At 64.9% G+C, this 26,643-nt stretch carries 26 protein-coding genes; 11 read left to right on the top strand and 15 right to left on the bottom strand.

The features are described from left to right. Positions 1 to 67: 67 nt before the first annotated feature. Together kdsA and ACF3ND_RS12165 are read left to right on the top strand one after the other, a co-directional pair. The gene (gene kdsA, locus ACF3ND_RS12170) at positions 68 to 919 is read left to right on the top strand and encodes a 3-deoxy-8-phosphooctulonate synthase (protein WP_394060786.1); all 852 of its coding nucleotides are present in this window, start codon (positions 68 to 70) and stop codon (positions 917 to 919) included. Positions 920 to 937: 18 nt separating this feature from the next. Next, on the top strand, positions 938 to 1,222 hold the full coding sequence (locus ACF3ND_RS12165; RefSeq protein WP_394060784.1) for a DUF1330 domain-containing protein: 285 nt from the start codon (positions 938 to 940) through the stop codon (positions 1,220 to 1,222). 117 nt (positions 1,223 to 1,339) lie between these two features. Here ACF3ND_RS12165 and ACF3ND_RS12160 read toward each other — a convergent pair whose 3' ends face one another. After that, positions 1,340 to 2,053 carry an SDR family NAD(P)-dependent oxidoreductase gene (locus tag ACF3ND_RS12160; RefSeq protein ID WP_394060782.1) on the bottom strand — a complete coding sequence of 238 codons (714 nt, stop codon included), beginning with the start codon at positions 2,051 to 2,053 and terminating at the stop codon, positions 1,340 to 1,342. A gap of 171 nt (positions 2,054 to 2,224) precedes the next feature. Here ACF3ND_RS12160 and ACF3ND_RS12155 point away from each other — a divergent pair, with 171 nt between their 5' ends. The 4 genes from ACF3ND_RS12155 (at position 2,225) to ftsB (ending at position 6,237) form a co-directional block, all read left to right on the top strand. After that, the gene (locus ACF3ND_RS12155; protein WP_394060780.1) at positions 2,225 to 3,808 is read left to right on the top strand and encodes an MFS transporter; all 1,584 of its coding nucleotides are present in this window, start codon (positions 2,225 to 2,227) and stop codon (positions 3,806 to 3,808) included. After that, a complete protein-coding gene (locus tag ACF3ND_RS12150; protein WP_394060778.1) occupies positions 3,805 to 4,245 on the top strand; it encodes a MarR family winged helix-turn-helix transcriptional regulator in 441 nt (146 codons plus the stop codon). Before ACF3ND_RS12155 ends, ACF3ND_RS12150 begins: the two co-directional genes overlap by 4 nt. Before the next feature lie 357 nt (positions 4,246 to 4,602). After that, complete coding sequence (gene eno, locus ACF3ND_RS12145; protein ID WP_394060776.1) at positions 4,603 to 5,889, top strand: phosphopyruvate hydratase; 1,287 nt, start codon at positions 4,603 to 4,605, stop codon at positions 5,887 to 5,889. A 45-nt stretch (positions 5,890 to 5,934) separates the two neighbouring features. Continuing rightward, positions 5,935 to 6,237, top strand: coding sequence for a cell division protein FtsB (ftsB, locus tag ACF3ND_RS12140; RefSeq protein WP_394060774.1), 303 nt, complete (start codon positions 5,935 to 5,937; stop codon positions 6,235 to 6,237). A 113-nt stretch (positions 6,238 to 6,350) separates the two neighbouring features. On the opposite strand, the gene ACF3ND_RS12135 is transcribed toward ftsB, so the two are convergent. The 13 genes from ACF3ND_RS12135 to ACF3ND_RS12075 form a co-directional block, all read right to left on the bottom strand. Continuing rightward, positions 6,351 to 7,166 carry a hypothetical protein gene (locus ACF3ND_RS12135; RefSeq protein ID WP_394060772.1) on the bottom strand — a complete coding sequence of 272 codons (816 nt, stop codon included), beginning with the start codon at positions 7,164 to 7,166 and terminating at the stop codon, positions 6,351 to 6,353. A 78-nt stretch (positions 7,167 to 7,244) separates the two neighbouring features. Next, entirely contained in the window at positions 7,245 to 8,156 is a 912-nt protein-coding gene (locus ACF3ND_RS12130) for an Hsp33 family molecular chaperone HslO (protein ID WP_394060770.1), read from the bottom strand. Between the two features lie 44 nt (positions 8,157 to 8,200). After that, on the bottom strand, positions 8,201 to 8,719 hold the full coding sequence (locus ACF3ND_RS12125) for an RDD family protein (RefSeq protein WP_394060768.1): 519 nt from the start codon (positions 8,717 to 8,719) through the stop codon (positions 8,201 to 8,203). 153 nt (positions 8,720 to 8,872) lie between these two features. After that, positions 8,873 to 9,025 carry a hypothetical protein gene (locus ACF3ND_RS12120; RefSeq protein ID WP_394060766.1) on the bottom strand — a complete coding sequence of 51 codons (153 nt, stop codon included), beginning with the start codon at positions 9,023 to 9,025 and terminating at the stop codon, positions 8,873 to 8,875. 101 nt (positions 9,026 to 9,126) lie between these two features. Further along, complete coding sequence (locus ACF3ND_RS12115; RefSeq protein WP_394065833.1) at positions 9,127 to 10,443, bottom strand: class I SAM-dependent RNA methyltransferase; 1,317 nt, start codon at positions 10,441 to 10,443, stop codon at positions 9,127 to 9,129. 1,171 nt (positions 10,444 to 11,614) lie between these two features. Continuing rightward, on the bottom strand, positions 11,615 to 12,031 hold the full coding sequence (locus tag ACF3ND_RS12110; protein WP_394060764.1) for a CopD family protein: 417 nt from the start codon (positions 12,029 to 12,031) through the stop codon (positions 11,615 to 11,617). 3 nt (positions 12,032 to 12,034) lie between these two features. Then, positions 12,035 to 13,330 carry a glutamate-5-semialdehyde dehydrogenase gene (locus ACF3ND_RS12105; protein WP_394060762.1) on the bottom strand — a complete coding sequence of 432 codons (1,296 nt, stop codon included), beginning with the start codon at positions 13,328 to 13,330 and terminating at the stop codon, positions 12,035 to 12,037. A 68-nt stretch (positions 13,331 to 13,398) separates the two neighbouring features. Beyond that, positions 13,399 to 14,460 carry a DNA polymerase III subunit delta gene (gene holA / locus ACF3ND_RS12100; RefSeq protein ID WP_394060760.1) on the bottom strand — a complete coding sequence of 354 codons (1,062 nt, stop codon included), beginning with the start codon at positions 14,458 to 14,460 and terminating at the stop codon, positions 13,399 to 13,401. Between the two features lie 2 nt (positions 14,461 to 14,462). After that, a complete protein-coding gene (gene lptE / locus ACF3ND_RS12095; protein WP_394060758.1) occupies positions 14,463 to 15,092 on the bottom strand; it encodes an LPS assembly lipoprotein LptE in 630 nt (209 codons plus the stop codon). Positions 15,093 to 15,096: 4 nt separating this feature from the next. Next, positions 15,097 to 17,754, bottom strand: coding sequence for a leucine--tRNA ligase (gene leuS, locus ACF3ND_RS12090; RefSeq protein WP_394060756.1), 2,658 nt, complete (start codon positions 17,752 to 17,754; stop codon positions 15,097 to 15,099). A gap of 214 nt (positions 17,755 to 17,968) precedes the next feature. Further along, positions 17,969 to 18,136 carry a 50S ribosomal protein L33 gene (rpmG, locus tag ACF3ND_RS12085; RefSeq protein WP_341669215.1) on the bottom strand — a complete coding sequence of 56 codons (168 nt, stop codon included), beginning with the start codon at positions 18,134 to 18,136 and terminating at the stop codon, positions 17,969 to 17,971. Positions 18,137 to 18,171: 35 nt separating this feature from the next. Beyond that, on the bottom strand, positions 18,172 to 18,408 hold the full coding sequence (gene rpmB, locus ACF3ND_RS12080) for a 50S ribosomal protein L28 (protein WP_394065832.1): 237 nt from the start codon (positions 18,406 to 18,408) through the stop codon (positions 18,172 to 18,174). Positions 18,409 to 18,548: 140 nt separating this feature from the next. Then, positions 18,549 to 19,697 (bottom strand): Bcr/CflA family multidrug efflux MFS transporter, encoded by a 1,149-nt coding sequence (locus tag ACF3ND_RS12075; RefSeq protein ID WP_394065831.1) that lies wholly within the window; start codon positions 19,695 to 19,697, stop codon positions 18,549 to 18,551. A gap of 345 nt (positions 19,698 to 20,042) precedes the next feature. Between ACF3ND_RS12075 and ACF3ND_RS12070 the strand changes: the two genes are divergently transcribed. From ACF3ND_RS12070 to ACF3ND_RS12050, 5 genes are all read left to right on the top strand, one after another. After that, complete coding sequence (locus ACF3ND_RS12070; RefSeq protein WP_394065830.1) at positions 20,043 to 21,290, top strand: class I SAM-dependent methyltransferase; 1,248 nt, start codon at positions 20,043 to 20,045, stop codon at positions 21,288 to 21,290. Next, positions 21,226 to 21,543, top strand: a complete 318-nt coding sequence (locus tag ACF3ND_RS12065; protein ID WP_394065876.1) for a hypothetical protein — start codon at positions 21,226 to 21,228, stop codon at positions 21,541 to 21,543. The genes ACF3ND_RS12070 and ACF3ND_RS12065 overlap by 65 nt, the downstream gene beginning before the upstream one ends. A gap of 290 nt (positions 21,544 to 21,833) precedes the next feature. Further along, on the top strand, positions 21,834 to 22,886 hold the full coding sequence (locus tag ACF3ND_RS12060) for an ABC transporter substrate-binding protein (protein WP_394060753.1): 1,053 nt from the start codon (positions 21,834 to 21,836) through the stop codon (positions 22,884 to 22,886). A gap of 160 nt (positions 22,887 to 23,046) precedes the next feature. Beyond that, the gene (locus ACF3ND_RS12055; protein WP_394060751.1) at positions 23,047 to 23,904 is read left to right on the top strand and encodes an ABC transporter permease; all 858 of its coding nucleotides are present in this window, start codon (positions 23,047 to 23,049) and stop codon (positions 23,902 to 23,904) included. Continuing rightward, positions 23,901 to 25,157 carry a glycine betaine/L-proline ABC transporter ATP-binding protein gene (locus ACF3ND_RS12050; RefSeq protein WP_394060749.1) on the top strand — a complete coding sequence of 419 codons (1,257 nt, stop codon included), beginning with the start codon at positions 23,901 to 23,903 and terminating at the stop codon, positions 25,155 to 25,157. Before ACF3ND_RS12055 ends, ACF3ND_RS12050 begins: the two co-directional genes overlap by 4 nt. A gap of 54 nt (positions 25,158 to 25,211) precedes the next feature. On the opposite strand, the gene ACF3ND_RS12045 is transcribed toward ACF3ND_RS12050, so the two are convergent. Next, a complete protein-coding gene (locus ACF3ND_RS12045) occupies positions 25,212 to 26,627 on the bottom strand; it encodes an MATE family efflux transporter (RefSeq protein ID WP_394060747.1) in 1,416 nt (471 codons plus the stop codon). Positions 26,628 to 26,643: the final 16 nt, after the last annotated feature.

Here is a 26,643-nt window from a genome sequence, read left to right as displayed (position 1 = left end):
GTCTCCACGCAGTGTCCACGTCCGCGGGAATGTGGGAAAATGCGGCAATACTGAAACGAGGTCAATTATGGATTTATGCGGCTATGAAGTGGGGCTGGATCGGCCCTTTTTCCTGATTGCCGGCCCTTGTGTGATCGAATCGCGCCAGATGGCCTTCGATACGGCGGGCCGACTGGCCGAGATCACGTCCGCGCTGGGCATCCCCTTCATCTACAAAAGCTCCTTCGACAAGGCCAACCGCAGTTCGGGCAAGTCCTACCGCGGGCCGGGCATGACGGAAGGACTGCAAATCCTGGCGGATGTGCGTTCGCATTACAAGGTGCCGGTGTTGACCGACGTGCACGACAAGGACCAGGTCGATGACGTCGCCGCCGTGGTCGATGTGCTGCAGACGCCGGCCTTTCTGTGCCGTCAGACCGATTTCATCCAGGCCTGCGCGGCCACGCTCAAGCCCGTGAACATCAAGAAAGGGCAATTCCTGGCCCCGCACGACATGGTGCAGGTCGTGGAAAAGGCGCGCGCGGCGGCGCTGGATGCCGGCGGCGACGGTTCCACCATCATGGTGTGCGAGCGCGGCGCTTCCTTCGGCTACAACAACCTGGTCTCGGACATGCGTTCCCTGGCCATCATGCGCGAGACCAATTGCCCCGTCGTGTTCGACGCCACCCATTCGGTGCAATTGCCCGGCGGGCAGGGCACTTCGTCGGGCGGACAGCGCGAGTTCGTGCCCGTGCTGGCGCGCGCCGCCGTGGCCGCGGGCGTGGCCGGCGTATTCATGGAAACCCACCCTGATCCGGACAAGGCCCTGTCCGACGGCCCCAACGCGGTGCCTCTGGCGCAGATGGCCGATCTGCTCCGGACCCTGCAACAGATTGATTCCATCGTGAAAAAAAGCGGTGCCCTGCAGCACGGCTATTGAGTTGTTTTTGGAGACACCATGTCCGCATTTCTGATTGCCAACGTTGAAGTGACCAATCCCGAGCAATACAAGCAATACCAGGAGTTTTCCACCATCGCCATGCAGACGCACAACGTGAAAGTGCGCGTGCGCGGCGGCAAGACCCTGGCGCTGGAAGGCAATGCGCCCCTGCGCACGGTCGTCATGGAGTTCGACACCCTGGAGCAGGCCCAGGCCTTCTATGATTCCCAGGAGTATCGCCGCGCCCGCCAGGCCCGCGACGGCGCCGCCAACATGACCATGTACGTGGTGGAAGGTCTTTGATCCTTCTGGGCAGGCGCCGTCCGGGCGCCTGAATGCAAAAGGGAGCGTGGCGCACGCTCCCTTTTTTCTTGGTCCGCGTACCGCACCGCGCTGCCTGAACTGGCGGGTCAGGCCCAGTCAGAAACGGGAGTCCTTCAAAGCGGGCAGTATCAGCTCCCGCACGAAGCTGGCGTCGGACAATTGCAGCAGGCTGCGCACCAGGGTGAGCACGTCGTGCACGGGGATGGTGCGGCCTTCGCCGCGCGCGGCGGCCTGTTCCAGCGGGACGTCCAGACCGTCGTCCGTATTCAGGTAGCCCAGTTGCAGGCAGGTGACGGCCAGCCCCTGATCGCGGTAGCCCTCGCGCAAGGCGTCGGCCAGGCCGTTCAGGGCGAACTTGGTGGCGCCGAACGCCGCCTCGGGCCGGCCGCTCTGACGCAGGCCAGACGTGGAGCCGGTCAGGATCAGGCGTGGCCGCGCACTTTTCAGCAGATGGGGCAGCAGGCGCCGCAGCGCCAGCAGCGCCCCGGTCAGGTTGACGTCCACCAGGTTCTTCAAGGCCGTGTCGGATTGGGCCAGGAAATCGTAGTCATCGCTGAAGGCCGTGTCTTCCCAGATGCCCAGGTTGTAGATCAGCACGTCGAGCACGGCGGGGCAGTCCGCGGCGATCCGCGCAGCGGCCTGCGGCTGGGAAAGATCAGCTGCAATCCAGTGCTGGGCAGCGCCCGAGGAGGAGTGCGAAGGCGGAGGCGCGCGCCGCGCGACGCCGATCAGCACGTCGCCTTCCTGGCCCAGTCCGTCCATGAAAGCGCGGCCCAGGCCCATGCTGGCTCCGATGATCATGATGTTCATTGTCTGTATTCCTGATTGGCGGTCGATGGCAGGGCGAACCTGGCGTCCTGCTTGCAGACGCCATTGTCGGATGCGCAACACGGTCAGGGGCCGCAATCACCTTTGTCTTGTCAGGTTTTTAGGGTTTTCGTAAAATTATTGATAAGTCAACAATTGTATGGTCAATGAAAAATGGCAAGCATTCCCGATCCGTCCCAGCTGGCCCAGGGGCGCATGTTATCCGTCACGCAATCCATCCTGGCGATGATGGGACTGTGTTTCGTCGTCATGCTGGTGGCCATCGATCAGACCGTGGTGGGCACGGCCATGCCCAATATCGTGGCCGAGCTCAATGGCTTCGAGCTTTATGCCTGGGTGGCCACGGCCTATCTGCTGACTTCGGTCATCACCGTGCCCATCTTCGGCCGGCTGGGCGACTTCTACGGCCGCCGGCGCTTTGTGGTGGTATCCATCGTGCTGTTCACCGTGGCCTCGGTCCTGTGCGGCATGGCCCAGAGCATGATGCAGCTTGTGCTGGCGCGCGCCCTGCAGGGGGTGGCCGGCGGCATGCTGGTGGGCACGGCCTTCGCCTGTATTCCCGACCTGTTTCCCGATCCGCGCGTACGCCTGCGCTGGCAGGTGATGATGAGCGCCGCCTTCGGGATCGCCAACGGCATAGGTCCGTTCCTGGGCGGTTTCCTGACCGAGCAATATGGCTGGCGCTCGGTCTTCTACGTGAATCTGCCCATAGGACTGCTCAGCCTGTATTTTGTCTATCGCTACCTGCCGCTGATCCGGCATTTCCGGCAGGGCAGCGTGCGCCTGGACTGGCAGGGCGCCATCCTGCTGATGCTGGGCCTGGGCTGCATCCAGCTGCTGGTCGAGCTGCTGCCCCAGCATGGCGCCAGCTCCTTCATGGTTCTGCTGGGGGTGGCCAGCCTGGCGGCCTTCGTCCTGCTGGTGCATTGGGAGCGCCGCGCGGCCGAGCCGCTGCTGCCGGCCGCCCTGTTCAGCAACCCGGCTCAGCTGGCCTTGTTCGTCCTGTCCGTGGGCCTGGGCTTCATCCTGTTTTCCCTGCTGTTCTATGGTCCGCTGCTGCTGCAGGGCGGTTTCGGCCTGCGTCCGCAGACCGCCGGCCTGCTCATCACGCCGCTGGTGGTGTTCATCACCGTGGGCAGCATCATCAATGGACGCGTGGTGACGCGGCTGTCACGGCCCAACATCATGCTGTACCTGGGCCTGGCGCTGCTGACCATCGCCTGCATCGGCATGGTCTTCATGGATAAAACCGTCCCGCATTGGCAGTTCGTGCTGTACGCGATCGCCGGCGGCACGGGAATCGGCTTTATCATGCCCAACCTGACGGTCTTCTCCCAGGAAATCGCCGAACGTTCCATGCTGGGCATTGCCACGGCCATGCTACAGTCCATGCGCATGGTCGGCGGCATGCTGGGCACGGCCATCGTGGGCACATTGGTCACCTACCAGTACGGCGAGGGCTTGAGCAGCCGGGTGGCCGGCTTGCCGGCCGATCTGGCCGCTTCGTTGAAGGATCCGCAACTGCTCATGAGCGCCGCTCAGCAGGCGCACTTCCTGGAGCAGGCCGGCCGTCAGGGCCAGGCCGGCGAGATTTGGCTGGGCGTGGCGCGCGACTCGCTGGCCCATGCCGTCAATATAGGAATGGCGGTCACGCTGCTGCTGATCGTCTGGTGTTTTTATTGGGTTCGCAAAGTGCCGCCGATCCGGTTCGCCCGTAAAGCGGAGTCCTCGCAATGAATGAATTTCCACAACTGCAGGCCGTTCAGCAACTGGGCCGCACCTATCGCAGCCTGATGGCCGCCTTCGACCAGCAACTGGGCATGCCCATGCCGCGCTGGCGCATTCTGATCTGCCTGTACCAGGACGGCTGCGTCTCGCAGAAGCAGCTGGTGCGCCATCTGCGCATCGATCCGGCCGCGGTCACGCGCCAGCTCAAGGGCATCGAATCGCTGGGATTGATCGAACGTTTCACCGACGAGCAGGACAACCGGCTGACCAATGTGCGCCTGAGCGCCGCGGGTCGCGAACTGGTCGAGGCCACACTGCCGCGCCGCCGCCGTCTGGTCGAGACCATGCTGCAGGACTTCTCCGATCAGGACCTGGAACAGCTCATCGCCTTGTTGACGACCTGGGAGCGATCCTTGTCGCGCGCGGTGGACGCGGACCCATCCTGAGACTTATCGGTACTTTTCGTATTTACTGATACAACGCGCAGTCTCGGACTTTCTTGTGATAATAAACAGGTCCAGGCCCCGCCGGAGCCATGCCGCCTGGCTTGCCAGCCAGGCTTTTTTGGCGGCTTTTGGGGCCAGACATGGCACGGCTGTGTCATGGGCAGGTACAATCCCAGTTCAGTGGAGGATGGCATGGCAGCCTCGTCCGGAGAGCTGACGGGACGGCGCAGATGTCATCCTGCATGCAGCGCGCCGGAGACCAGGCTGACCGCAAGGCCCGCCTTGGGCTGCAGGCCAGGCTACAGGATTGTTTAACTTATCTAGCTAAATGCTACTTCAGGCAGGACTGTCAAAATCATGAGTGCAATCGTAGATATTATCGGACGCGAGATTCTGGATTCCCGCGGTAATCCGACTGTTGAGTGTGATGTGTTGCTCGAGTCGGGCGCCATGGGCCGCGCGGCCGTTCCGTCCGGTGCATCGACCGGCGCCCGTGAAGCGCTGGAACTGCGCGATGGCGACAAGAGCCGTTACCTGGGCAAGGGCGTGCTGCGCGCCGTCGAGAACGTCAATACCGAAATTTCCGAAGCCTTGATGGGCCTGGACGCCCAGGAACAGACCTTCATCGACCGCACCCTGATCGAGCTGGACGGCACCGAAGACAAGAGCCGCCTGGGCGCGAACGCGCTGCTGGCCGCCAGCATGGCCGTGGCCCGCGCCGCCGCCGACGACTCCGGCCTGTCCCTGTACCGCTATTTCGGCGGCAGCGGCGCCATGGCCATGCCCGTGCCCATGATGAACGTCATCAACGGCGGCGCGCACGCCAACAATACCCTGGACCTGCAGGAATTCATGATCATGCCCGTGGGCGCCAAGAGCTTCCGCGAGTCGCTGCGCATGGGCGCCGAGGTATTCCATTCCCTGAAGTCCCTGATCCACGGCCAGGGCATGTCCACCGCCGTGGGCGACGAAGGCGGCTTCGCGCCCAATGTGGCCAATCACGAAGCGGCCATCGAACTGATTCTGCGCGCCATCGAGAACGCCGGCTACGAGCCCGGTTCGCAGATCGCCCTGGCCCTGGACTGCGCCGCTTCCGAGTTCTACCGCGACGGCAAGTACCACCTGGCCGGCGAAGGCGGCGTGTCCCTGAGCTCCCAGGACTTCGCCAACCTGCTGGCCAACTGGTGCGACAAATACCCTATCATTTCCATCGAGGACGGCATGGCCGAAGACGACTGGGATGGCTGGCGCATCCTGAGCCAGCAGCTGGGCGACAAGATCCAGCTGGTGGGCGACGACCTGTTCGTCACCAACACCAAGATCCTGAAGAAGGGCATCGAGATGGGCATCGCCAACTCGATCCTGATCAAGATCAACCAGATCGGCACCCTGACCGAAACCTTCGCCGCCATCGAAATGGCCAAGCGCGCCGGCTACACGGCCGTGATCTCGCACCGTTCGGGCGAAACCGAAGACTCCACCATTGCCGACATCGCCGTGGCCACCAACGCCATGCAGATCAAGACGGGTTCGCTGTCCCGCTCCGACCGCATGGCCAAGTACAACCAGTTGCTGCGTATCGAAGAAGAACTGGCTGAAGTCGCTACCTTCCCAGGTCGCGATGCGTTCTATAATCTGCGCTAATTCAGTTCAGACGGCCGGGTCGCAAGACCCGGCCCATACGCCGCCATGCGCCTTCTTGCCCTTTTGCTGTTCTGCCTGACCCTGGCCACTCATTACGCCCTGTGGTGGGGCAAGGGCGGCTGGCTGGATGTGCGACAGATGCAGACCAATCTGGCGGCCCAGAAGGAAACCAACGAGGCCCTGACCGCCCGCAACAACGCCTTGCTGGCTGAAGTCCAGGACTTGCGCTCCGGCACGCATGCCGTGGAAGAGCGCGCCCGCAGCGAGTTCGGCATGATGCGCGAAGGCGAGATCTTCGTGCAGATCGTCCCTCCAGGCGGTTCGGTCGCTCAGACCCGGCACCCTTGATCCACAGCGCGCAAGACGCCGCTGCATTTCTTTTTCTTCCCTTGGCCACATTTAACAGCCCATGCGGGCGGAGCTGCCGTGTGCGTGCGTCATGGAGTCTTGCGGCTTTGTATTCAGCCGCAGGACTCGGGCAGTGGGGGATCCGCGGGCGGCTGACTTGCTTCGCCCGACGTGGCGGGCGGCGACTGCGGCAGGCCGGGCGTCGAGGGTTCGCCGGGGCCCGGGAATGGCGGAAGAGGCGGCGCGGGCGAAGGAGGGCCATGCGGCCGTCCTGGGGCGGGTGAACCTGCTCCAGGCGCCGGCAGGTCCGCCGCATGGTCCGCTCCGTAGACGACGCGTCCGTCCGCCAGGTCATCCCATTGGACGGCATCGGACTGCATGGGATGCCGGATCTCCAGCCGCATCAAAAGCGCGCGCGGGCCGGCCGTGGTGTTCAGGCTGGCGGCCAGGATGGGCAGGAGCCGCAACAAGGACAGCGGGCCGGGCTGATGGGCGTAGCGCAGCTGCAGATGCAGGGTATTGGCCTGGAAGATGGTGGGGCGGCTGTCCGGCCGGCGCGCATGCTGCCGGGCCTGCCAGCCTTGACGGATGGCGGGCCTCATGGCGTGCTGGCGGGAAGGACGGCCGTGCAGGGCGAAGGCGGCGGCGGAAGGCGACAGGATGCGGATCTGCCAGCGATCCCTGCGTGGCGCTCTGGCTGCGGCCAGGCCTTGGGAGAAGCTGCTGGCGATGTGTTCCGGGCTGCCCTGGTGGATGCTGGCCTGGCGCGCGGCATGCAGCAGGGCATGATGCAGGCGCACGCGCAGGGAATAGAGCGTGAGCACGTCCAGAGCCAGCAGCGAAAGCAGGAGTACGGCCAGCAAGGCCGCTATCGCCGGTGCGCCGGCCAGGCCGGATTGAGACGGAAGAGGGGGGCGGAGAGCAGGCATGGTGCGTTCATCATGCCTGCTTGGCTGGAGCAGGGGCAGACGGACTTGTACTGGCGTACAAATCCGTGCGCAGGGCTTTTAATGCAGGGTGCTGTCGCCGGGCAGGCTGTCGCTGTTGTCCACGAAGAGCGAGGCGCAGTCGATGGCGTCGAATTCGTAGGGCTTGCCGCAGAAGTTGCACGAGACATGGATGGTGCTGCGTTCGGCCAGCAATTGTTCGACTTCCTGTCGACCCAGCATGCGCAGCATGTTGCTGACGCGCTGACGTGAACAAGGACAGTGCCAGCGCACGGACTGGGGGTCGAAGGCCAGCAGGTCTTCTTCCCAGAACAGGCGATGGATCAGCGTGTCGCAGTCCACCTGCAGCAGCTCCTGGGGCTGCACGGTGGACGCCAGCGCCAGGGCGCGTTCCCAGGTCTCCAGGCTTTGCACGATGCTTTGTCCGCCTTGGGCGGGCAGGCGCTGCAGCAGCAGGCCGGCACAGTGCTGGCCGTCCGCAGCCAGCCACAGGCGTGTATCGAGCTGTTCGGAGCCATGCATGTAGGTCTGCAGGACTTCGGCCACGGTATCGCCTTCCAGCGGCACCACGCCCTGGTAAGGGCGGAAATCCGAACTGCTCTGCCTGGGAGCGAGCACCACGGTGAAGCGGCCTTCGCCCTGCGTGTTCAGCAGGCTTTGCAAGGTGCCGCTGTGCGGAATGGGCTGGTTCTCGCGCAGGGAGACGGTGGCGCGTATGTCCATGTCCGATGTGCATTCCACCACCAGCAGGGCGATGGGACCGTCGCCCTGGATCTGCAGGATCAGGGAACCGTCGAACTTGAGGTTGCCGGCCAGCAGCACGGAAGCGGCCACCAGCTCGCCCAGCAGGTTGCGTATGCAGTCGGGGTAGTGCTGATGTTCGAGACCGGTCTGCCAGGCCTGCTCCAGGTGAACGACCTGGGCGCGGGTGCTCTGGTCGGCAAACAGGTATTTTTTGAGGATGTCAGTCATGACTTTGGTGAACTACTAAAAAAATGGTCTGCAGGCCGTTCCGTTCAGGCTGCGGGAACGGCGGCACGGGCCGGGCGGGCATCGATCAGGCGAGTCTTGGACAGGCGGTCGTGCAGGAATTGCTGGTCTTTGTCGAACCAGGTCCAGATGAAGTTCAGGAACGGCGTGAACACGATGAACAGGTCCGTGGACGCATAGCCTGTATAGGCCGATATCTGCTTGACCAGCAGTGCTCCCAGCAGCGGCAGGGGCCAGATCAGAATATAACGCAGCAGCAGCGTGCGCAAGGCGGGAATACGACCCTGCTCATCGACCAGACGGATGTGCCAGGTCTTCATGGGCAGGGTCTGGCCGAGCCGTCGCCAGCACAGCACGAAGTAGACGCCCAGTGCCAGGAACAGCACGACCTGGCGTCCGTGGCGCAGGTCCAGTCCGCTGCGGCTTTGCGTCAGGGTGTCGAACAGGTAGCTGGTCGTGAAGATGACGCCAAAAAGCAGGATGGATTCGTACATCATGCAGGCGAAGCGTCGCCAGCGTCCGGGCGTGGAGAAAGAGGGTGTCATGGTGCGAGCGAAGGCATACAAGACTGCATTATCGCGTATATCGGCAGCCAGCGGAACGATGCGCTTGCCATGCGCGCCCGGGAGGCAAAAAAAAGCCACCGCATCCGGTGGCTTGGGCTGCGCGGGCGGCTTGAGCCGTCCGGTTCTGGCGGATCAGGCGTTGATGCGACGCTGTTGGCCGAACAGACGCATGAAGAGGTTCTTGAGTGCCTTGAAAGGGCGCAGGCGATACTGCTCTTCCAGCGCCTGGGTAAGGAGCTGGCGTTCGATTTCGTCGGTCAGACGCAAGTCGTTGCGGTAGTTCATTTTGCCGTTCCGTTCATTGATAAGGGTTAACCCTGATTTTAGGGTTAACCCTTATATTTGGCAACTGAACCAGCAGGTTCCCGTGTACTTATGTCGTTCTATTACGACTCCATGCCGGCGTCGTCGTCCTGACGGTAGCTTGCCTGCACCATGTCGAAGCAGAACAGGCGGCAGTCCAGGGAGCCGTTGTACAGCGGGTAGCGGCGCTTGGGCTTGAGCCGCATGTGGCGCGGCAACTCCAGGTCGCTGCTGATCATGTTCACGCTCCAGCCGGCGAAGTTCTGCTTCAGGTTGCTGGACCAGTCACGCCAGAAATCGTCGTCCTGATGCTCCAGGCGTTCGCCGTAAGGCGGGTTGGTCACGATCCAGCCGGGTTCGGTGCAGGGCTGGATCTCCAGCGCATTGCCATGTTCGAAGCGGATGGTGTCCTGGGTCAGGTGCGAACGGTCCAGATTGGCGCGGGCCGCTTCCAGCACGGCGGGATTGATGTCATAGCCTATCAGCGGCGTGTCCAGGCTGGGTGCGATGCGTGAGCGGGCCTCGTCCTTGATGTCGCGCCACAGGCGGAAATCGTGGCAGCGCAGGCGTTCGAAGTGGAAAGGCCGCCAGATGCCGGGCGGCGCGCCCAGCGCCATCCAGGCCGCTTCGATCAGGATGGTGCCGCTGCCACAGAACGGGTCGAGCAGCGGCTTGGAGGGATCCCAGCCCGACAGGGCCAGCAGGCCGGCGGCCAGGTTCTCGCGCAAGGGAGCGTCGCCCTTGTCGTGGCGCCAGCCTCGCTTGAACAGGGATTCGCCGCTGGTGTCCAGGTAGAAAGTAGCGGTGGTCTCGTCCAGGAACAGGTGCACGCGGGCGTCGGGGCGTACGGTATCGATGGACGGGCGCGCGCCTTCCAGTTCGCGCAGGCGGTCGCAGATGCCGTCCTTGGCGCGCAGATTGCAGTATTGCAGGCTCTGCATGGGGCTGCGCACGGCCGAGGTGTCCACGCGCAGGGTCTGCTCGGGGCCGAACCAGCGTTCCCAGGGCGTCAGGCGGGCCAGGGCCAGGATATCGTCTTCGTTGCCGACTGGCGCGTGCGAGAGTTCCAGCAGGATGCGGGTGGCCAGACGCGAGGACAGGTTGGCGCGCATGACGCCGATCCAGTCGGCCACGAAATGGCAGCCGGCGCGGCCGGCCTGGACGTGATCGTAGCCCAGGGCCTGGAGCTCGGCCGCCAGGGCTTCTTCCAGACCCTGCGGGCAAGGAGCGAACAGGCGGTACTGTTCGGTCTGGGCGGCCTTGATCTGCACTCGCTCAGTCTGCTGGATGCTGGCGTCGTGCAGGCGTTGGCCCGGACGGGGCGCCTGCGGGCTGTCCACTTTCTTGATGGGCGAATCGTACTGTGGAAAGGCGTCGTCATCCCTGGCCGGACTGAACAGGCTGCTGCTGCGACTGGCCGATTCGCGGCGCTCGTCGGAGAACTCGCGCCGTTCGCCGGATGGGGGACGGCGGTCCTGGTCGCGGCTGAAGGCGGGACGCTCGCGGCGCTCGCCCGAGAACTCGCGCCGTTCACCGGATGGGGGGCGGCGGTCCTGGTCGCGGTTGAAGGCGGGGCGCTCACGGCGCTCGCCCGAGAACTCGCGCCGTTCACCGGATTGGGGGCGGCGGTCCTGGTCGCGGTTGAAGGCGGGGCGCTCACGGCGTTCGCCGGAGAATTCGCGCCGTTCACCGGATGGGGGACGGCGGTCCTGGTCGCGGTTGAAGGCGGGGCGCTCACGGCGCTCGCCGGAGAACTCGCGCCGCTCACCGGATGGGGGGCGGCGGTCCTGGTCGCGATTGAAAGCGGGGCGGTCGCGGCGCTCGCCCGAGAACTCGCGCCGCTCACCGGATGGGGGGCGGCGGTCCTGGTCGCGATTGAAAGCGGGGCGCTCGCGGCGCTCGCCCGAGAACTCGCGTCGTTCACCGGAGTATGGCCGACGCTCCTGGTCGCGGTTGAAAGCGGGGCGCTCGCGGCGCTCGCCCGAGAACTCGCGCCGTTCACCGGATTGGGGACGGCGGTCCTGATCGCGGTTGAAAGCGGGGCGCTCGCGGCGCTCGCCCGAGAACTCGCGCCGTTCACCGGATTGGGGACGGCGGTCCTGGTCGCGGCTGAAGGCGGGACGCTCACGGCGCTCGCCCGAGAACTCGCGCCGTTCACCGGATTGGGGACGGCGGTCCTGGTCGCGGTTGAAGGCGGGACGCTCGCGGCGCTCGCCGGAGAACTCGCGTCGTTCACCGGAGTATGGTCGACGTTCTTGATCGCGGTTGAAGGCGGGACGCTCACGGCGTTCGCCGGAGAATTCGCGCCGTTCACCGGATTGAGGACGGCGGTCCTGGTCGCGGTTGAAGGCGGGGCGCTCGCGGCGCTCGCCCGAGAACTCGCGCCGTTCGCCGGATTGGGGGCGGCGTTCCTGCTCGCGTTTGGGAGCGCCCTGCTGGCGTTCCTGCTGGCTGACGACGCGCGCGCGTGCGCCGGAGCGTGTGCGCGGTTCGGTGCTGGCGCTTTTCTTTTTGTTGCCTGGCACCAGGCTTAGTGTCTTGCGTTCGGGTTGGTCTGACATGAAGAGTGCATTAAAAGGGTTTTACAACCACCAGGATGAGGACCAGCAGCAGAACGATGACCGGAAATTCATTGAACCAGCGGAAGAAGATGTGCGAGCGGGTGTTCAGCCCCTGCTGGAACTGCCGCAGGAAGCGTCCGCATACGCCATGAAAGGCAAACAGCGTCAGGACCAGGGCCAGCTTGGCATGCATCCAGCCTTGTCCCTTGCCTATGCCGTAGTACAAAAACAGCCCCAGGCCCGTGAGCAGCGTCAGGATGGCCAGGGGCGCCATGAAGCGATACAGCCGCCGGGCCATGCCCAGCAGCGTCTCGCGGCTTGCAGCGTCGTGGTCCTGGGCCAGGTTGACGTAGATGCGGGGCAGGTAGAACAGGCCTGCGAACCAGGACGTGACGAACAGAATATGGAAAGCCTTGAGCCAGAGCATGGTCTAACCGCGCAACTGGCCGTCGCCGTGCAGGACCCATTTATAGGTCGTCAGTCCTTCCAGGCCGACGGGGCCGCGGGCGTGCAGGCGGTTGGTGGAGATGCCGATTTCCGCGCCCAGGCCGTATTCGAAGCCGTCGGCGAAACAGGTCGGCAGGTTCACCATGACGGAGCTGGAGTCCACCTCGCGCTGAAAGCGTTCGGCGTTGCTCAGGTTCTCCGTGACGATGGATTCCGTGTGCTCGGAGCTGTAGCGGGCGATATGATCCATGGCCTGCTCCATGGAGTCGACGATGCGCACTGCCAGGATGGGCGCGGCGAATTCGGTTTCCCAGTCGGATTCGGTGGCCGGTATCACGTTCGAGACCAGGGCGCGGGTCTGTTCGCAGCCGCGCAGCTCCACGCCCTTTTCCTGCAGCTGACGGGCGGCGCCGGGCAGGAAGGCGGGGGCGATATTGCGATGCACCAGCAGGGTTTCCATGGTGCCGCAGATGCCGTAGCGGTAGGTCTTGGCATTGAACACGATGCGCGCCGCCTTCTCCAGGTCGGCGAATTCGTCCACATAGACGTGGCAGTTGCCGTCCAGGTGCTTGATCAGGGGCACGGTGGCTTCGGCGCTCAGGCGCTGGATCAGGCTCTTGCCGCCGCGCGGCACAATGACGTCCACGAAATCATTCATGGTGACCAGCAGGCCCACGGCGTCGCGGTCGGTGGTGGGCACGACCTGAACGGCTTCCTTGGGCAGTCCGGCGCGCTCCAGGCCGTCGGCGATGATGCGCGCCAGCGCCTGGTTGGAATGGAAGGCCTCGCTGCCGCCGCGCAGAATGGTGGCGTTGCCCGACTTCAGGCACAGGGCGGCCGCGTCGATGGTGACGTTGGGCCGGGATTCGTAGATGATGCCGATCACGCCCAGGGGCACGCGCATCTGCGCCACGCGCATGCCGTTGGGGCGGGTGCGCGAGGCGCTGATCTGCCCGACCGGATCGTCCATGTCCGCGATCTGGCGCAGGCCCGTGGTCATGATGTGCAGGGCCTTGTCCGACAGGGCCAGGCGCTCGATCATGGCCGGCGCGATCTGACGCTCGCGCGCGGCCTGCAGGTCCAGCTCGTTGGCGGCCTGCAACTGGACCTTCTGCTCCATGAGGGCGTCGGCCATGTAGCGCAGGGCGTCGGCCTTGGCCTTGCCGCTGGCGGCGCGCATGCGGCGCGCAGCGGCCTGGGCGCGCACGCCCAGGTCGCGCATGAGGGTGGGCAGGTCGCCGGCCTGCTGGGCGGCGGAGGAATGGGTGATGTCGTTCATAGCCGTGAAACTCTCCGGTTCAAGAGAGCATTATCGCAACAAATAAAGGGTTTCGGGGCGTCGGGGAGTCAGGCGCGGGCCGGTCGTGTCGCCACGGCGATACGCAAGGTCAGGCGGCGCATTTCTTCCCAGGGATCGTTCTGGCGGCCGGCCGGGCGCAGGCCCTTGATGAGCCTGTCTATGTCGTGGGCGTGCAGCACGGCGGCCGGCCAGGCGGCGTCCGGGATGCGCTCCAGGGCCTGGCGCACGAGTTTTTCGCGCGGCCCGAAGATGCGGTGCTGACGGAACAGGGAAGCGATGTCCTGGCCCTGCTGGCGGGCGCGGGCCAGGCGAGCCAGCGTGCGCACTTCGTCTCCCACGGCCCACAGCACCAAAGGCAGGGCCTCGCCCTCGGCCTGCAGGCCGTCCAGCACGGTCAGGGCGCGGCGGCTCTGTCCGGCCAGCATGGCATCGCGCAGGTCGAACACGCTGTAGCGCGCGACGTTCAGCACGGCGTTTTCCAGCTCCTGCTGGCTGAGCGCGCCGGGCGGGTAGATCAGGGCGAGCTTCTGGATCTCCTGGAACGCAGCCAGCAGATTGCCTTCGACCTTGTCGGCCATCCATTCCAGGCTTTCGCGTTCCAGGCTCTGGTCCTGGCGCTTGAGGCGTTGCGCGATCCAGCCCGGCAGGGCGAGGCGGCCGACCGGCTGGATGTCCACCCAGCAGGCGGCCTGCTCCAGCGCCTGGCACCATTTGGCGCTGCGGGTGGCCTTGTCCAGGCGCGGCAGCTGGATCAGGACGGCGGTGCCGTCCATCTGGCCGTTGGCGACCAGCTGGCACAGGCGCTGCAGGGCGTCCGCGCCCGGCTTGCCCGGCTTGCCGCTGGGGATGTTCAGGTCCACCAGCTTGCGATCGCCGAACAGGGAGATGTTCTGGGCCGCGGCAAACAGCGGCGACCAGTCCGAACGGGCATCGAAGGTGAAGCTGCTGCGTTCGGTGAAGCCGTCCTGGCGGGCGCGGGCGCGCACGGCGTCGGCGGCCTCCACCAGCAGCAGGGGCTCGTCGCCGCACAACACATACAGGGGCTGGAAGGCCGCGGACGGCGTGCTCAGCTCGCGCAGCAGGGTGTCGTGGTCGGCTTTGCGGCCCATGGTCAGAAGCGCGCCTCGTTGCGGGGCAGGCGCTCGCTTTCCTCGAGAGAGGGCAGGTCGGGCTGGCTGGCGGCGTAGCGGAATGCGTTGGCGACGTCCGGCGAGCTGAGGCGGCGCACGATGCGGTTGATCAGCGATTGTTCCATGTCGCGGAAGATCATGGCGATTTCGCTGTCCTTGGCCTGCACGGCTTCGGCGTCGTACGGCACTTCGCGGATGGCGCTGAGCGTGGTGGGCGGCAGGATGACGCGGCCCTTGGCGTCGTTCAGCTGGAAGACGAAGTTCAGCTGCAGCTCGTATTCTTCCACCTGGCCCTTGGCGTTGATGGAGATCTCGCGCTGGCTGCGGCTGTGTTCCAGTTCCAGAAGAACGGCTTCGGCGTCCTGCTGGCGGTCCACGAAACGCGTGTTGGGCGAGCTGGCCGTCAGGTTGCGGCGCAGGTTGGCGCCGAAGGCGGTGTTGTCGGAGATGTTGGTGTAGAGCGTATCGAACGGCAGCGGCGCCACCCCTTTGAGGTGAAAGCCGCAGGCCGTCAGGAACAGGCTCAGCAGGATCAGCACGCCCGCCAGCCCCCACTGCCGTGGTTGGAACGCGGACAGGCGGGCGGACAGCGGAAGGCGGGCAGAGTGCATGGATTTATCCTACGACGTTCACGAGTTTGCCGGGCACCACGATGATGCGCTTGGCGGGGCGGCCTTCCAGGTGCTTGGCCACGGCCTCGTGGCCGGCGGCGGCCTGTTCGATGACGGCCTTGTCCGAGCCATGAGGCACCACGACCGAACCGCGCAGCTTGCCGTTGACCTGCAGCATCAGTTCGATCTCGTCGGCGATCAGCGCCTGTTCGTCCACCTGGGGCCAGGCGACGTCCAGCATGTCGCCCAGTGTATCGGCCCAGCCCAGCTCACGCCACAGTTGCCAGGTGATGTGCGGCACCACGGGATACAGCACGCGCAGCAGGATGGAGGTGGTTTCGGCCAGGGCGCGCTGGGCGGCCGGCGTGTCGGCCCACTTGGCCTGCTCCAGGGTGTTGAGCATCTTCATGCAGGACGACACCACGGTGTTGTACTGGATGCGCTGGTAGTCGTAGTCCGCCTGCTTGAGCAGCGAGTGGATCTCCAGGCGCACGCGCTTGGATTCGGCATCCAGGTCGGACCAGTCCCGGCCTTGCGCATTGCCGGCGCGCAGGGCGTCGGCGTGGTTGTGGCAGAAGGCCCAGAGACGGCGCAGGAAGCGGTTGGCGCCCTCCACGCCGGAATCGGACCATTCCAGGGTCTGCTCGGGCGGGCTGGCGAACATGACGAACAGGCGGGCCGTGTCGGCGCCCATCGAATCGATCAGGGACTGCGGGTCCACGCCGTTGTTCTTGGACTTGGACATGGTGCCGATGCCGCCGTACTGGATCTCCGAGCCGTCGCTCTTCAGGCGCGCGCCCACGATGGCGCCCTTGTCGTCGTAGACGTTCTCGACGTCTTCGGGCCAGAAGTATTCGATCCCGCCCTGGGGCGTGCGGCGCGAGTAGATGTGGTTGAGCACCATGCCCTGGCAGAGCAGGCGCGTGAAGGGCTCGTCCACCTTGACCAGGCCCATGTCGCGCATGACTTTGGTCCAGAAGCGGGCGTACAGCAGGTGCAGCACGGCGTGCTCGATGCCGCCGATGTACTGGTCCATGGGCATCCAGTAATCGGTGCGGCCGTCGACCATGGCGTCAAGGCTGTCCGGCGCGGTGTAGCGCAGGAAGTACCAGGACGAGTCCACGAAGGTGTCCATGGTGTCGGTTTCCCGGCGGGCGGGCTTGCCGCAGGAGGGGCAGTCGCACTTCAGGAAGGCTTCGTGCTTGTTCAGCGGGTTGCCGCTGCCGTCGGGGATCAGTTCTTCGGGCAGGACCACGGGCAGGTCCTTTTCGGGGACGGGGACCGGGCCGCAGTCTTCGCAATGGATGATGGGGATGGGCGTGCCCCAGTAGCGCTGGCGCGAGATGCCCCAGTCGCGCAGGCGGAAAGTGGTCTGTTTTTCGCCCAGGCCGGCGGCGGCCAGGTCGGCGGCGATGGCGTCCACGGCCTGTTCGTGGCTCAGGCCGTCGTATTTGCCCGATGCGATGGTCCGGCCCTGCTGCTTGTCGCCGTACCAGTCCTGCCATTGGGTGGCGTCGTAGTCCTTGCCCTCGACGGCAATGACCTGGCGTATGGGCAACTGGTACTTGAGGGCGAAGGCGAAGTCGCGCTCGTCGTGGGCGGGCACGCCCATCACGGCGCCGTCGCCGTAGCTCATGAGCACGTAGTTGCCGACCCAGACGGGCACGTCCGCACCGGTGAGGGGATGCTTGACCGTCAGGCCGGTGGGCAGGCCTTCTTTTTCGCGCGTGGCCAGGTCCGCTTCCGTGGTGCCGCCTTTCTTGCACTCTTCGATGAAGGCGGCCAGGGCGGCGTTGTCGCGCGCCGCATGACGCGCCAGCGGGTGTTCAGGGGCCACGGCGCAGAAGGTGACGCCCATGATGGTGTCGGCGCGCGTGGTGAAGACGTACAGGCGGCCGTCCTGGATGAGTTCGCCCTGTTCGTCGCGGATGTCGTGGGGGAAGGCGAAGCGCACGCCCTGGCTCTTGCCGATCCAGTTCTCCTGCATCAGGCGTACGCGCTCGGGCCAGCCGGGCAGGCCGTTCTTGACCGTGTCCAGCAGTTCTTCGGCATAGTCGGTGATGCGCAGGTAGTAGCCGGGGATCTCGCGCTTTTCCACCAGCGCGCCCGAGCGCCAGCCGCGGCCGTCGATGACCTGCTCGTTGGCCAGCACGGTCTGGTCCACGGGGTCCCAGTTGACGGTCTGGGTCTTGCGGTAGGCGATGCCTTTTTCCAGCATCTTCAGGAACAGCCACTGGTTCCACTTGTAGTAGCTGGGGTCGCAGGCGCACATTTCGCGCGACCAGTCGATGGCCAGCCCCATCGCCTGCATCTGTTTCTTCATGTAGGCGATGTTGTCGTAGGTCCACTTGGCCGGCGGCACCCGGGACTTGATGGCGGCGTTTTCGGCAGGCATGCCGAAGGCGTCCCAGCCCATGGGCATCAGAACGTTGTAACCGCGCATGCGCAATTGGCGCGCCATCATGTCGTTGATGGTGTAGTTGCGCACATGGCCCATGTGCAGCTTGCCGCTGGGGTAGGGCAGCATGGAGCACGCATAGAACTTGGGCTTGAGCGAGCCGTCGGGCGTGGTGGCGTTTTCGGTGGCACGATAAGCGTCGCGATCGGACCAGTTCTGCTGCGCGAGTTGTTCAACCTCGCGGGGGTTGTAACGTTCCTGCATGAGTGGCAATACCGTTTTAGACAAAATGGATGAAGTATCCGCCATTATACGGGGCAAACATCGATATGACCCCGACTGGGAAGGCGCCAGGCCCCGACTGTGCGGCCCTGGTGCGTCAAGGCGGTCCTGGCGCGCCGGCGGCATGGGCGAAAAAAAACCCTGCCGGGCAGGGTTTTTTGTCTGGAACCGGCCTGCCTTGCGGCGGGCGGACTGCTTAGCGCAGCTTGGTTTCCTTGTATTCGACGTGCTTGCGGGCAACGGGGTCGAATTTCTTGATCACCATTTTTTCAGGCGTGTTGCGCTTGTTTTTGGTGGTGGTGTAGAAGTGACCGGTGCCTGCGGACGATTCGAGTTTGATTTTCTCGCGTATACCTTTAGCCATGTTGAGCTCCTGGTGAGATGTTTATGAAGCGCGGCTTAGACGTTTTCGCCGCGGGAGCGCATTTCGGCCAGAACGGCATCGATGCCGTTCTTGTCGATGGTGCGGATGGCGTTGGCGGATACGCGCAGGCGCACCCAGCGGTTTTCGCTCTCGACCCAGAAACGACGGGACTGCAGGTTTGGCAGGAAGCGACGCTTGGTCTTATTGTTGGCGTGCGAAACATTGTTGCCCGACATTGGGCCTTTTCCGGTCACTTGGCATACGCGTGCCATGGTCATACCCCTTGATATCTAAATCGGCCTCCGCTCAAACGTAAAAAGCCGCGGGCGATTATAAAATTAGGATCGTGTTAACCCCGACATGGGGCCTAAAGCAGATTATTCTAATATGGAAAAAACGGTTAGATCAAGTTTTACCGTGCATTTGCGCGGGCGTTGCGGCCAAACAGCCACGATAGAACCGCGCAGGCGGCCAGCACCGCGGTCAGCGGCAGGGCGCTGACGTCGGCCCATGAACTGACGGCCAGACCGGCCAGGGCGCCGCACATCATCTGCATGGCGCCCATCAGCGCCGAGGCGGTGCCCAGGCGCCGCCCCTGGTCCGACAGCGCAAGCGCCGCCGAGTTCGGATTCACGAAGCCCTGGCAGGCCATGAAGCCCATCAGGGTGGCCATCAGCAGCGGCAGGGTCAGCAGGCCCAGGGCCGCCAGCACGGCGCCGGCCACCGTGATCAGCGCCTGCAGGTTCTGGGCGATGCGCAGCAGCGTCTGCGGCCTGTAGGTGTTCAGCAGGCGGGCGCTGACCTGGGAGAACACGATCAGCGAGGCCGCATTGGCTCCGAAGTAGAAACCGAAATGCCGGGGCTCCACATTGAACAACTCGATGAACACCCGGGGCGAGCCCGAAATGTAGGCGAACATGCCGGCCGAGCTCAAGCCTCCCGCCAGCGAGTAGAACATGAATTCCCGATGGCGCAGCAGGCCGGCGTAGTTGCGCGCGATGATGCCCGGCCGCAGGGGCACGGCCCGCTCGGCGGGCAGCGACTCCTTCATGGTGAACAGGGTGAACAGGCCCAGCAGCACGCCGCAGCCGGCCATGAAGTCGAAGATGCCGCGCCAGTCGCTGAAGATCAGGATCTGTCCGCCGATCAGGGGGGCCAGGATGGGCATGACGCCCATGATGAGCATCAGCAGGGACAGGGCCTTGGCGGCTTCGCGGGTCTCGAAGCGGTCGCGGATGACCGCGCGCGGGATGGCCATGCCGGCCGCCCCGCCGAAGGCCTGCACGATGCGCCAGAGCGTCAGGTGCTCGATGTCGTCGGCGATGGAGCAGAAGAACGAGGCCGTGGTGAAGATGAGCAGGCCCATCAGCAGGGGCGGCTTGCGCCCGAAGCGGTCGGCCATGGGGCCGTACACCAGCTGCGCCAGGCCCACGCCCAGCAGGTAGCCGGCCAGCGTGCGCTCCACCATCGCCGGCGTGGTCTGCAAGCCTTGCGCCATGGCCGGAAAGGCCGGCAGGTACATGTCGATGGCCAGGGGTCCGAGGGCGGTCAGCAGGCCCATCAGGATCAACCAGCGGGGAAAGGCGGGGGTGGAGTTGCTTGTCATCCGGCTTCTTGTTGCTGTGGGCGATGTCCATGCCGCCTGGCGGGACGCTGCACCCTGGGCGCCGCTTTCAATGATAAATTATTCGCACGGCAGAAGAGTCGAGTTTAGCACGCAGTACGGGCGGTCCGCGGAATTCTGTTTCAGGTCTAAAGTATCTGGACGGCTTCCGGCATGCGGGCCGCTCTTGCCGACCGCCACTTCGTTTCGGGCGCGGCCGGCAGGTTACGGGCGATGTGCTGAAAGAGGCGGCGCATCGCCATCTTTGTTTGTTTCACATACAGGGAGGCGGAGTTGAGTTCTATTTCATCAGCGGTAGAGGCCAAGCTGGCGCAACTGAGCGTGCCGGTGCGACTGACCTTGCCAGGCGGCGAGCAGGTGGGACCTGCGAATGCCCGCATGCACCTGACCATCAAGGACAACGCCACGCTGGCGCAGCTGGCCGCCGGGCAGTCGGGGCTGCTGGGGGAGGCCTACGTGGAAGGGCGGATGGATTTCGAGGGCTCCATGCGCGACCTGATGCATCTGGCGGCCGAGATCCTGCCCGGCTCTCCGGTGGACGCCGCGCAGGCCGGATGGCTGACTTCCATCATCAAGCACCTGACTTCCGTCTGGCGCCATTCGCTGGAGCGCGACGCCAAGCAGATCCAGTTCCATTACGATCTGTCGGATGATTTCTACGCCCTGTGGCTGGATCCGCGCCGAGTCTATTCCTGCGCCTATTACCGCGAGCCGGGCATGACGCTGGCACAGGCGCAGGAAGCCAAGCTGGACCACATCTGCCGCAAGCTGCGCCTGCAGCCGGGCGAGCGTTTCCTGGACGTGGGCGCCGGCTGGGGCGGCCTGCTGCTGTGGGCGGCTGAAAACTATGACGTGGACGTCACCGGCATCACCCTCTCGCGCAACCAGCATGCCTACGTCAATGGCCTGATCGAGCAGAAAGGTCTGGCCGGGCGGGCGCGCATGATGCTGCTGGACTATCGCGAGCTCGATGAACTCAAGCCGTATGACAAGCTGGCCTCCGTGGGCATGTTCGAGCATGTGGGCCGGGCACAGCTCAGCGCCTACTTCGACAAGCTGCGCCGCCTGGTCAAGCCGGGCGGCCTGATCCTGAACCATGGCATCACCGCCGGCGGGCTGGACAACAGCCAGTTGGGCGCGGGCATGGGGGATTTCATCGAAAAATACATCTTCCCCGGCGGAGAGCTGACCCATATCAGCCACGTGATGCGCCACCTTGCCGAAGGCGGCCTGGAAGGGCTGGACGTGGAGAATCTGCGTCCCCACTATGCCCGCACGCTCTGGGCCTGGAGCGATGCGCTGGAAGCGCAGCTGGACAAGGCGGCCGCCACCCTGGACTCCGAGCAGGGGCGCAAATCCCTGCGCGCTTACCGGATCTACCTGGCCGGCTGCGCCATGGGTTTCGAGCACGGCTGGATCGCTCTGCACCAGGTGCTGGCGCACCCGCAGGGAGGCGGACGCGCCGATGAGCTGGACTACCCGGCGGATCTGGCTTATCCATGGCGACGCGACTACATGTACCAGCGTTGAAGGAATTCGTCCCGCTGGAGAAAGGCAAGGCCGCGGCCTTGCCTTTTTCATGCGCGCTTCCTTGGGCTTGAGTCGGGGAAAAGGCGGCGGCCAAAAAAAGTTACAAAAAAAAATTCAAAAACCCGTGAAAACCGCGTGTGGCAAAGGCTTTGTTGCGTTTTTGCAGTTGACTTATCGCATGTTTATTGGAATTAAATGCGGTAAAAAATTGTTTTTGATGGCAAAGACTCGTAGAATGGCCTCCGTTCTTTGACGCATCAACCTGGTGAGGCCGGCTTCGACAGCCTGCCGTCACCGCAGAATTCACCGTGTCCGCACGGTGTCCCCCAGCCACTTTCCGGCCAGCCGGCCGGGAAAGGTGTCGGCCAGGATGACGGTTCCCGCAAGGATTCCCGCCCTGCCGCCTCCAGTGGCTTCACGAGTGCATTGCACTCGCTACGCAGGTATGTATTGGCGATTGTGAATCGTCTTCCGCACACCCCTTTAGCCTTGGCGCCGACTGATCATGCAGGACGCGTCCACAGTAACTCAAGGAGGAGCATCATGTCTTCATACTTCCCTCGCGCCGGTGCCGAGTCGCGCTCGCACCGATCCCCTCTTTTCCAACGTTCCCTTCTGGCCAGCGTAGTGCTGGGCCTGTCCGCCGCCTCCGGCCTGGCACAGGCGGCGGATGCGCCGGCCTGCGAGCTGGACCGCAGCGTGCGTTTCGGCGGCATGAACTGGGAATCCAATCTGGTCCTGACCGAGGTCGAGCGCTTCATCGCCGACAAGGGTTACGGCTGCAAGACCGAGGTCGTCTCGGTCGAGACGCTTCCGGCGCTGGCCGCCCTGGAGCGCGGCGACCTGGACGTGAACAGCGAGATCTGGCTGAACAGCACCTTCGAGCCCTGGCAGAAAGCCGAGGCCAGCGGCCGCGTCAAGCGCATCGGCGACATCTACATGGGCGGCGAGGCCTGGTTCATTCCGCGCTACACGGCCGAGCGCCTGCCCGAGCTGAAGTCGGCTCAGGACCTGCCCAAGTTCAAGGACGAGTTCAAGGATCCGGAAGAGCCCGGCAAGGGCCGCTTCTATGGCTGCCCGGCCGGCTGGGGATGCGAGGTGGTGAGCGGCAACCTGTTCAACGCCCTGAAGCTGGGCGACACCTTCACTTTGTTCTCGCCGGGCACCGGCGCCACGCAGAAAGCGGCGCTGACCTCCGCCTACCAGCGCAAGGAAAACATCGTCTTCTACTACTGGTACCCCACGCCCCTGGTCGGTTCCATGGACCTGGTCAAGCTGGAGCTGCCCGCCTATGACAAGGACAAGCACGCCTGCCTGACCGATCCGAACTGCGCGGACCCGCAAGCCACGGCCTACCCGGACAATCCGGTGTTCACGGCCGTGAACACCGACTTCTCCGAAAAAGCGCCCAAGCTGACGGCCTTCCTGGCCAAAGTCAGCGTGCCCCTGGAACTGATGAACCAGACCATGGCGCACATGGAAAAAACCGAAGGCGAGCCCGAGGACGTGGCCCAGTGGTTCCTGAAGGAGCACGGCGACGTCTGGACCCAGTGGGTGCCCGCCGACGTGGCGGAACGCGTAAAGACCGCTCTTTAGTACTCGTGCCTTTCGCGGGGCGCACCGGTCCGCGGGCAGTTCCCTTTGCCGGGAACGTCCGAGGGTCGAGCGCCCCTGGCCGGCTTGCCCCTTCGGGCGGGCCGGCGTCTTGGACAGGTTCGCGCCTGGCCGTCCGCACGAGTTCTACGGAGTGTTTTTTATGTTTCCAGACCTGATTGATCCGCGCGCCCTGCGCCTGCCCATCGACCAGTTCGTGGGCGAGCTGGTCGCCAATTATTCCAGCGTGCTGCGCGCCATGACGCAGCCCTTGCTGGACATGCTTGTCTTCATGGAAACCATGCTGCGCAGCAGCCCCTGGTGGGCGGTGGTGCTGGTGGTGTTCGGCCTGGCCTGGCTGGCCAGCCGGCGCGTGCTGTTTGCCGCCGCCATGGCCCTGATGCTGTTCGCCATCGGGCTGATAGGCCTGTGGGACGCCGCCATGCAGACGCTGGCCCTGATGGTCGTGGCCGTGTTCCTGTCGGTGCTGATCGGCATTCCCCTGGGCCTTTTGATGGCCAGCTTCAACTGGCTGCGACGCATCATGCTGCCGGTGCTGGACGTGATGCAGACCATGCCCAGCTTCGTCTATCTGATCCCCGTGGTGATGCTGTTCAATCTGGGCAAGATCGCCGCCCTGATCGCCACCGTGATCTACGCCATCGCGCCGGTGATCCGCCTGACGGACCTGGGCATACGCCTGGTGGACAGCGAAGTGCTGGAGGCCTCGCGCTCCTTCGGCTCGAACCGCTGGCAGCAGCTCTACGGCGTGCAGCTGCCGCTGGCCATGCCCAACATCATGGCCGGCATCAACCAGACGACCATGATGGCCCTGGCCATGGTGGTGATCGCCTCCATGATCGGGGTGCGCGGGTTGGGCTATGAGGTATTGCAGGGCATCAACCGCCTGCAGGTGGGCCGCGGCCTGATGGCCGGCCTGGGCATCGTGCTGCTGGCCATCCTGTTCGACCGGATCACCCAGGAGTTCGGCCGTCGTTTCCAGACCCGGGAGGCCGCATGAGCAAGATTGAAGTCCGCAATATCTACAAGATCTTCGGCCCCCATCCGGAGCGCTGGCTGGAGCGCGCCCGCCAGGGCGTGCGCAAGGACGAGCTGCTGGCCGAAAGCGGCCACACGCTGGGCCTGCGCGACATCAGCCTGTCCATCGAGCATGGCAGCATCTATGTGATCATGGGCTTGTCCGGTTCGGGAAAATCCACGCTGATCCGCCACTTCAATCGCCTGATCGAGCCGACCGCCGGCCAGATACTGGTGGACGATGTGGACGTGATGACCCTGGACGCGCGCGCCCTGGCCAGGTTCCGCCAGCAGAAGATCAGCATGGTGTTCCAGCGTTTTGGCCTGTTTCCGCATCGCACGGTGCTGGAGAACGCCGCCTACGGCCTGCAGGTGCAGGGCGTGGCGCGGGCCCAGCGCGAAGAAAAAGCCTTGTACTGGCTGGAGCAGGTGGGGCTGCAGGGGTTCGAGAAACAGTTTCCGCACCAGTTGTCCGGCGGCATGCAGCAGCGCGTGGGTCTGGCTCGCGCGCTGGCCACCGACGCCGACATCCTCCTGATGGATGAGGCTTTCTCGGCCCTGGATCCCCTGATCCGCCGCGAGATGCAAGATCAGCTGCTGGAGCTGCAGGCCCGCTTGAACAAGACCATCGTCTTCATCACCCATGATCTGGATGAAGCGCTGCGCCTGGGCAACCGGATCGCCATCCTCAAGGACGGCGAACTGATCCAGGAAGGCTCGCCCGAGGACATCCTGCTGTCGCCGGCGACCGACTACGTCCAGGCCTTCCTGCAGGACGTCAATCGCAGCAAGGTGCTCAACGCCACCCATGCGGTGCGCGAATCCAGCAAGACCCTCACCCTGACCATGCGCACGCGGGCCGCGCATGCCCTGGAGCGCATGAGCGAGCGCGGCGTGCGCTACGCGCCCGTGCTGGACGGCAAGCGGCTGGCGGGCGTGCTGATGCGCACCCGTGCCGAGGAGGCCGTGCGCGCGGGAGCGCGCGACGTCTCGGGCTATGTGGACGAGATGACGTCCGTGCCGGCGACCACCGGCCTGGACGAGGTCCTGGGACACATGCTGCGCAGCAACGAGCCCATGGCCGTCACGGGAGAGAACGACGAGTTCCTGGGACTGCTTTCACGCAGCAAGGTCGTGGATCTGGTGACGCCGCTGATGGACAATGCGGCCGCGCCGGATGCGCCTGCGCAAGAGGAGCCGTCCGTTCCCGCGGTCGGCGGAGCCAACGCAGCCTGAATGCAGGACGGCATCAAGCAACGGGGCGGAAACGCCCCGTTGCTTGTCGTGTCTTCAGCTTGGGCGAGCGCGCCGGGCGGGGTTGTGGATGCGCAGGATGCGGGCATACCACAGCAGGAGCAGGAAGGCGGAGGCGCCCAGGCCCAGGCTGGCCATCAGCCACAGGCTGGCGGCGCCGGTCGGCGCGCCCGGCGCCAGCCGCTGGAGGATGCCGTCCAGGGAGCCGGCCGCGGGGCCGAAGCCCAGCCACCAGCCTCCCCCCAGACCCAGTACGCTCAGGGCCAGGAACTGCAGCAGCATGGGCACGAAGGCCACTTTGTAGGCGCGCAGCAGATAGGAGATGACGCACTGGAAGGCGTCGCAGAAATGAAAGTACGGCAGCAGCTGCAGCAGGAGCAGGGCCAGCAGAGCGACCTCCGGATCGTCGGTGTAGGCGTGCGCCAGCGTGGGCCGCAGCAGCACGAGCAGGCTGACGATCACGAGCACGCCGGCCAGTACCAGGGCCAGGCCCAGCATGCCGATGTGGCGGGCGCGGTGGAACTGGCCGGCGCCGATGGCCTGGGCGCTGACCGAGGCCGAGGCCACGCCCACGGCCATGGGAACCATGAAGCAGACGGCGGCCAGGTTGGCCATGATCTGGTGTGCGCCGGACACGAACACGCCTTCGCGCGCCACCAGCAGCGCCATGAAGCTGAAGGCGCAGATCTCGATCAGGTAGGAGCCGCCCATGGGCAGGCCCAGGCGCAACAGCTCTTTTTGCGAGCGCCAGTCGGGCAGACCCAGGCGCAAGCGGAAAGGCTGGTAGAAGGGATCGGTGCGCAGCACCCACAGGCCGGCCAGCAGCATCAGCCAGGACACCAGGGCGGTGGACAGACCCGAGCCCACCGCGCCCATGGCGGGCAGGCCGGCCTTGCCGAAGATGAACAGCCAGTTGAACAGGGCCTTGAACAGCACGCTGAGCAGATTGATCGTCATCACGACCTTGGGCCGGGAGACGGCCGTGCCCAGGCAGTAGATGGTGCGGAACACCAGCGCGGCGGGCAGGGCCAGGATCAGGCTGCGCAAGTACCAGGTGACGCGCTCGTGCACCAGCGGGTCCAGGTCGCCCGACCAGCGCAGCCAGAGATCGGGCAGGGCCAGCCCCAGCGTGCCGATCAGGGTCAGCAGCAAGGCCAGCCAGACGCCCTGGCCCCACCAGCGGCCCACGTCGGTCAGCTTGCGGGCCCCGAAGCTTTGCGCAGTGATGGGAATCAGGGCGTGGATCACGCCCATCAGGCCGATGAACACCGATATATAGATGGACACGCCCAGGCCCATGGCCTGCAGGTCGATGGCGCTGCTGTGGCCCACCATGACGGTGTCCAGCACGCCGAAGACGATGCCCGCCCAGGAGCCGACCAGCACCGGCCAGGCCTGACGCAGGATCAGGCCGGCCTGGCTTTTCCAGTTGTGATGGAACAGGGTGGGCATGGTGGAGGCTGGGGCC

The organism is Alcaligenes sp. WGS1538 (genome assembly GCF_043187505.1).
In the GTDB taxonomy this organism is placed as follows: Bacteria; Pseudomonadota; Gammaproteobacteria; order Burkholderiales; family Burkholderiaceae_B; genus Alcaligenes.
This window is presented reverse-complemented; position numbering and strand designations above follow the sequence as displayed.

Excerpts from the sequence above, each read along its gene's own strand:
- ACF3ND_RS12165 (WP_394060784.1), top strand. The coding sequence starts at position 938 with ATGTCCGCATTTCTGATTGCCAACGTTGAAGTGACCAATCCCGAGCAA.
- ACF3ND_RS12130 (WP_394060770.1), bottom strand. The coding sequence starts at position 8,156 with ATGACTGACATCCTCAAAAAATACCTGTTTGCCGACCAGAGCACCCGC.
- ACF3ND_RS12055 (WP_394060751.1), top strand. The coding sequence starts at position 23,047 with ATGTTTCCAGACCTGATTGATCCGCGCGCCCTGCGCCTGCCCATCGAC.
- ACF3ND_RS12120 (WP_394060766.1), bottom strand. The coding sequence starts at position 9,025 with ATGAACTACCGCAACGACTTGCGTCTGACCGACGAAATCGAACGCCAG.
- lptE (WP_394060758.1), bottom strand. The coding sequence starts at position 15,092 with ATGCACTCTGCCCGCCTTCCGCTGTCCGCCCGCCTGTCCGCGTTCCAA.
- ACF3ND_RS12150 (WP_394060778.1), top strand. The coding sequence starts at position 3,805 with ATGAATGAATTTCCACAACTGCAGGCCGTTCAGCAACTGGGCCGCACC.
- ACF3ND_RS12135 (WP_394060772.1), bottom strand. The coding sequence starts at position 7,166 with ATGCCTGCTCTCCGCCCCCCTCTTCCGTCTCAATCCGGCCTGGCCGGC.
- ACF3ND_RS12060 (WP_394060753.1), top strand. The coding sequence starts at position 21,834 with ATGTCTTCATACTTCCCTCGCGCCGGTGCCGAGTCGCGCTCGCACCGA.
- rpmB (WP_394065832.1), bottom strand. The coding sequence starts at position 18,408 with ATGGCACGCGTATGCCAAGTGACCGGAAAAGGCCCAATGTCGGGCAAC.
- holA (WP_394060760.1), bottom strand. The coding sequence starts at position 14,460 with ATGGGCCGCAAAGCCGACCACGACACCCTGCTGCGCGAGCTGAGCACG.
- ACF3ND_RS12050 (WP_394060749.1), top strand. The coding sequence starts at position 23,901 with ATGAGCAAGATTGAAGTCCGCAATATCTACAAGATCTTCGGCCCCCAT.
- ACF3ND_RS12110 (WP_394060764.1), bottom strand. The coding sequence starts at position 12,031 with ATGCTCTGGCTCAAGGCTTTCCATATTCTGTTCGTCACGTCCTGGTTC.
- kdsA (WP_394060786.1), top strand. The coding sequence starts at position 68 with ATGGATTTATGCGGCTATGAAGTGGGGCTGGATCGGCCCTTTTTCCTG.
- ACF3ND_RS12045 (WP_394060747.1), bottom strand. The coding sequence starts at position 26,627 with ATGCCCACCCTGTTCCATCACAACTGGAAAAGCCAGGCCGGCCTGATC.
- eno (WP_394060776.1), top strand. The coding sequence starts at position 4,603 with ATGAGTGCAATCGTAGATATTATCGGACGCGAGATTCTGGATTCCCGC.
- rpmG (WP_341669215.1), bottom strand. The coding sequence starts at position 18,136 with ATGGCTAAAGGTATACGCGAGAAAATCAAACTCGAATCGTCCGCAGGC.
- ftsB (WP_394060774.1), top strand. The coding sequence starts at position 5,935 with ATGCGCCTTCTTGCCCTTTTGCTGTTCTGCCTGACCCTGGCCACTCAT.
- leuS (WP_394060756.1), bottom strand. The coding sequence starts at position 17,754 with ATGCAGGAACGTTACAACCCCCGCGAGGTTGAACAACTCGCGCAGCAG.
- ACF3ND_RS12160 (WP_394060782.1), bottom strand. The coding sequence starts at position 2,053 with ATGAACATCATGATCATCGGAGCCAGCATGGGCCTGGGCCGCGCTTTC.
- ACF3ND_RS12125 (WP_394060768.1), bottom strand. The coding sequence starts at position 8,719 with ATGACACCCTCTTTCTCCACGCCCGGACGCTGGCGACGCTTCGCCTGC.
- ACF3ND_RS12065 (WP_394065876.1), top strand. The coding sequence starts at position 21,226 with ATGAGCTGGACTACCCGGCGGATCTGGCTTATCCATGGCGACGCGACT.
- ACF3ND_RS12105 (WP_394060762.1), bottom strand. The coding sequence starts at position 13,330 with ATGAACGACATCACCCATTCCTCCGCCGCCCAGCAGGCCGGCGACCTG.
- ACF3ND_RS12075 (WP_394065831.1), bottom strand. The coding sequence starts at position 19,697 with ATGGGCCTGCTGACCGCCCTCGGACCCCTGGCCATCGACATGTACCTG.
- ACF3ND_RS12155 (WP_394060780.1), top strand. The coding sequence starts at position 2,225 with ATGGCAAGCATTCCCGATCCGTCCCAGCTGGCCCAGGGGCGCATGTTA.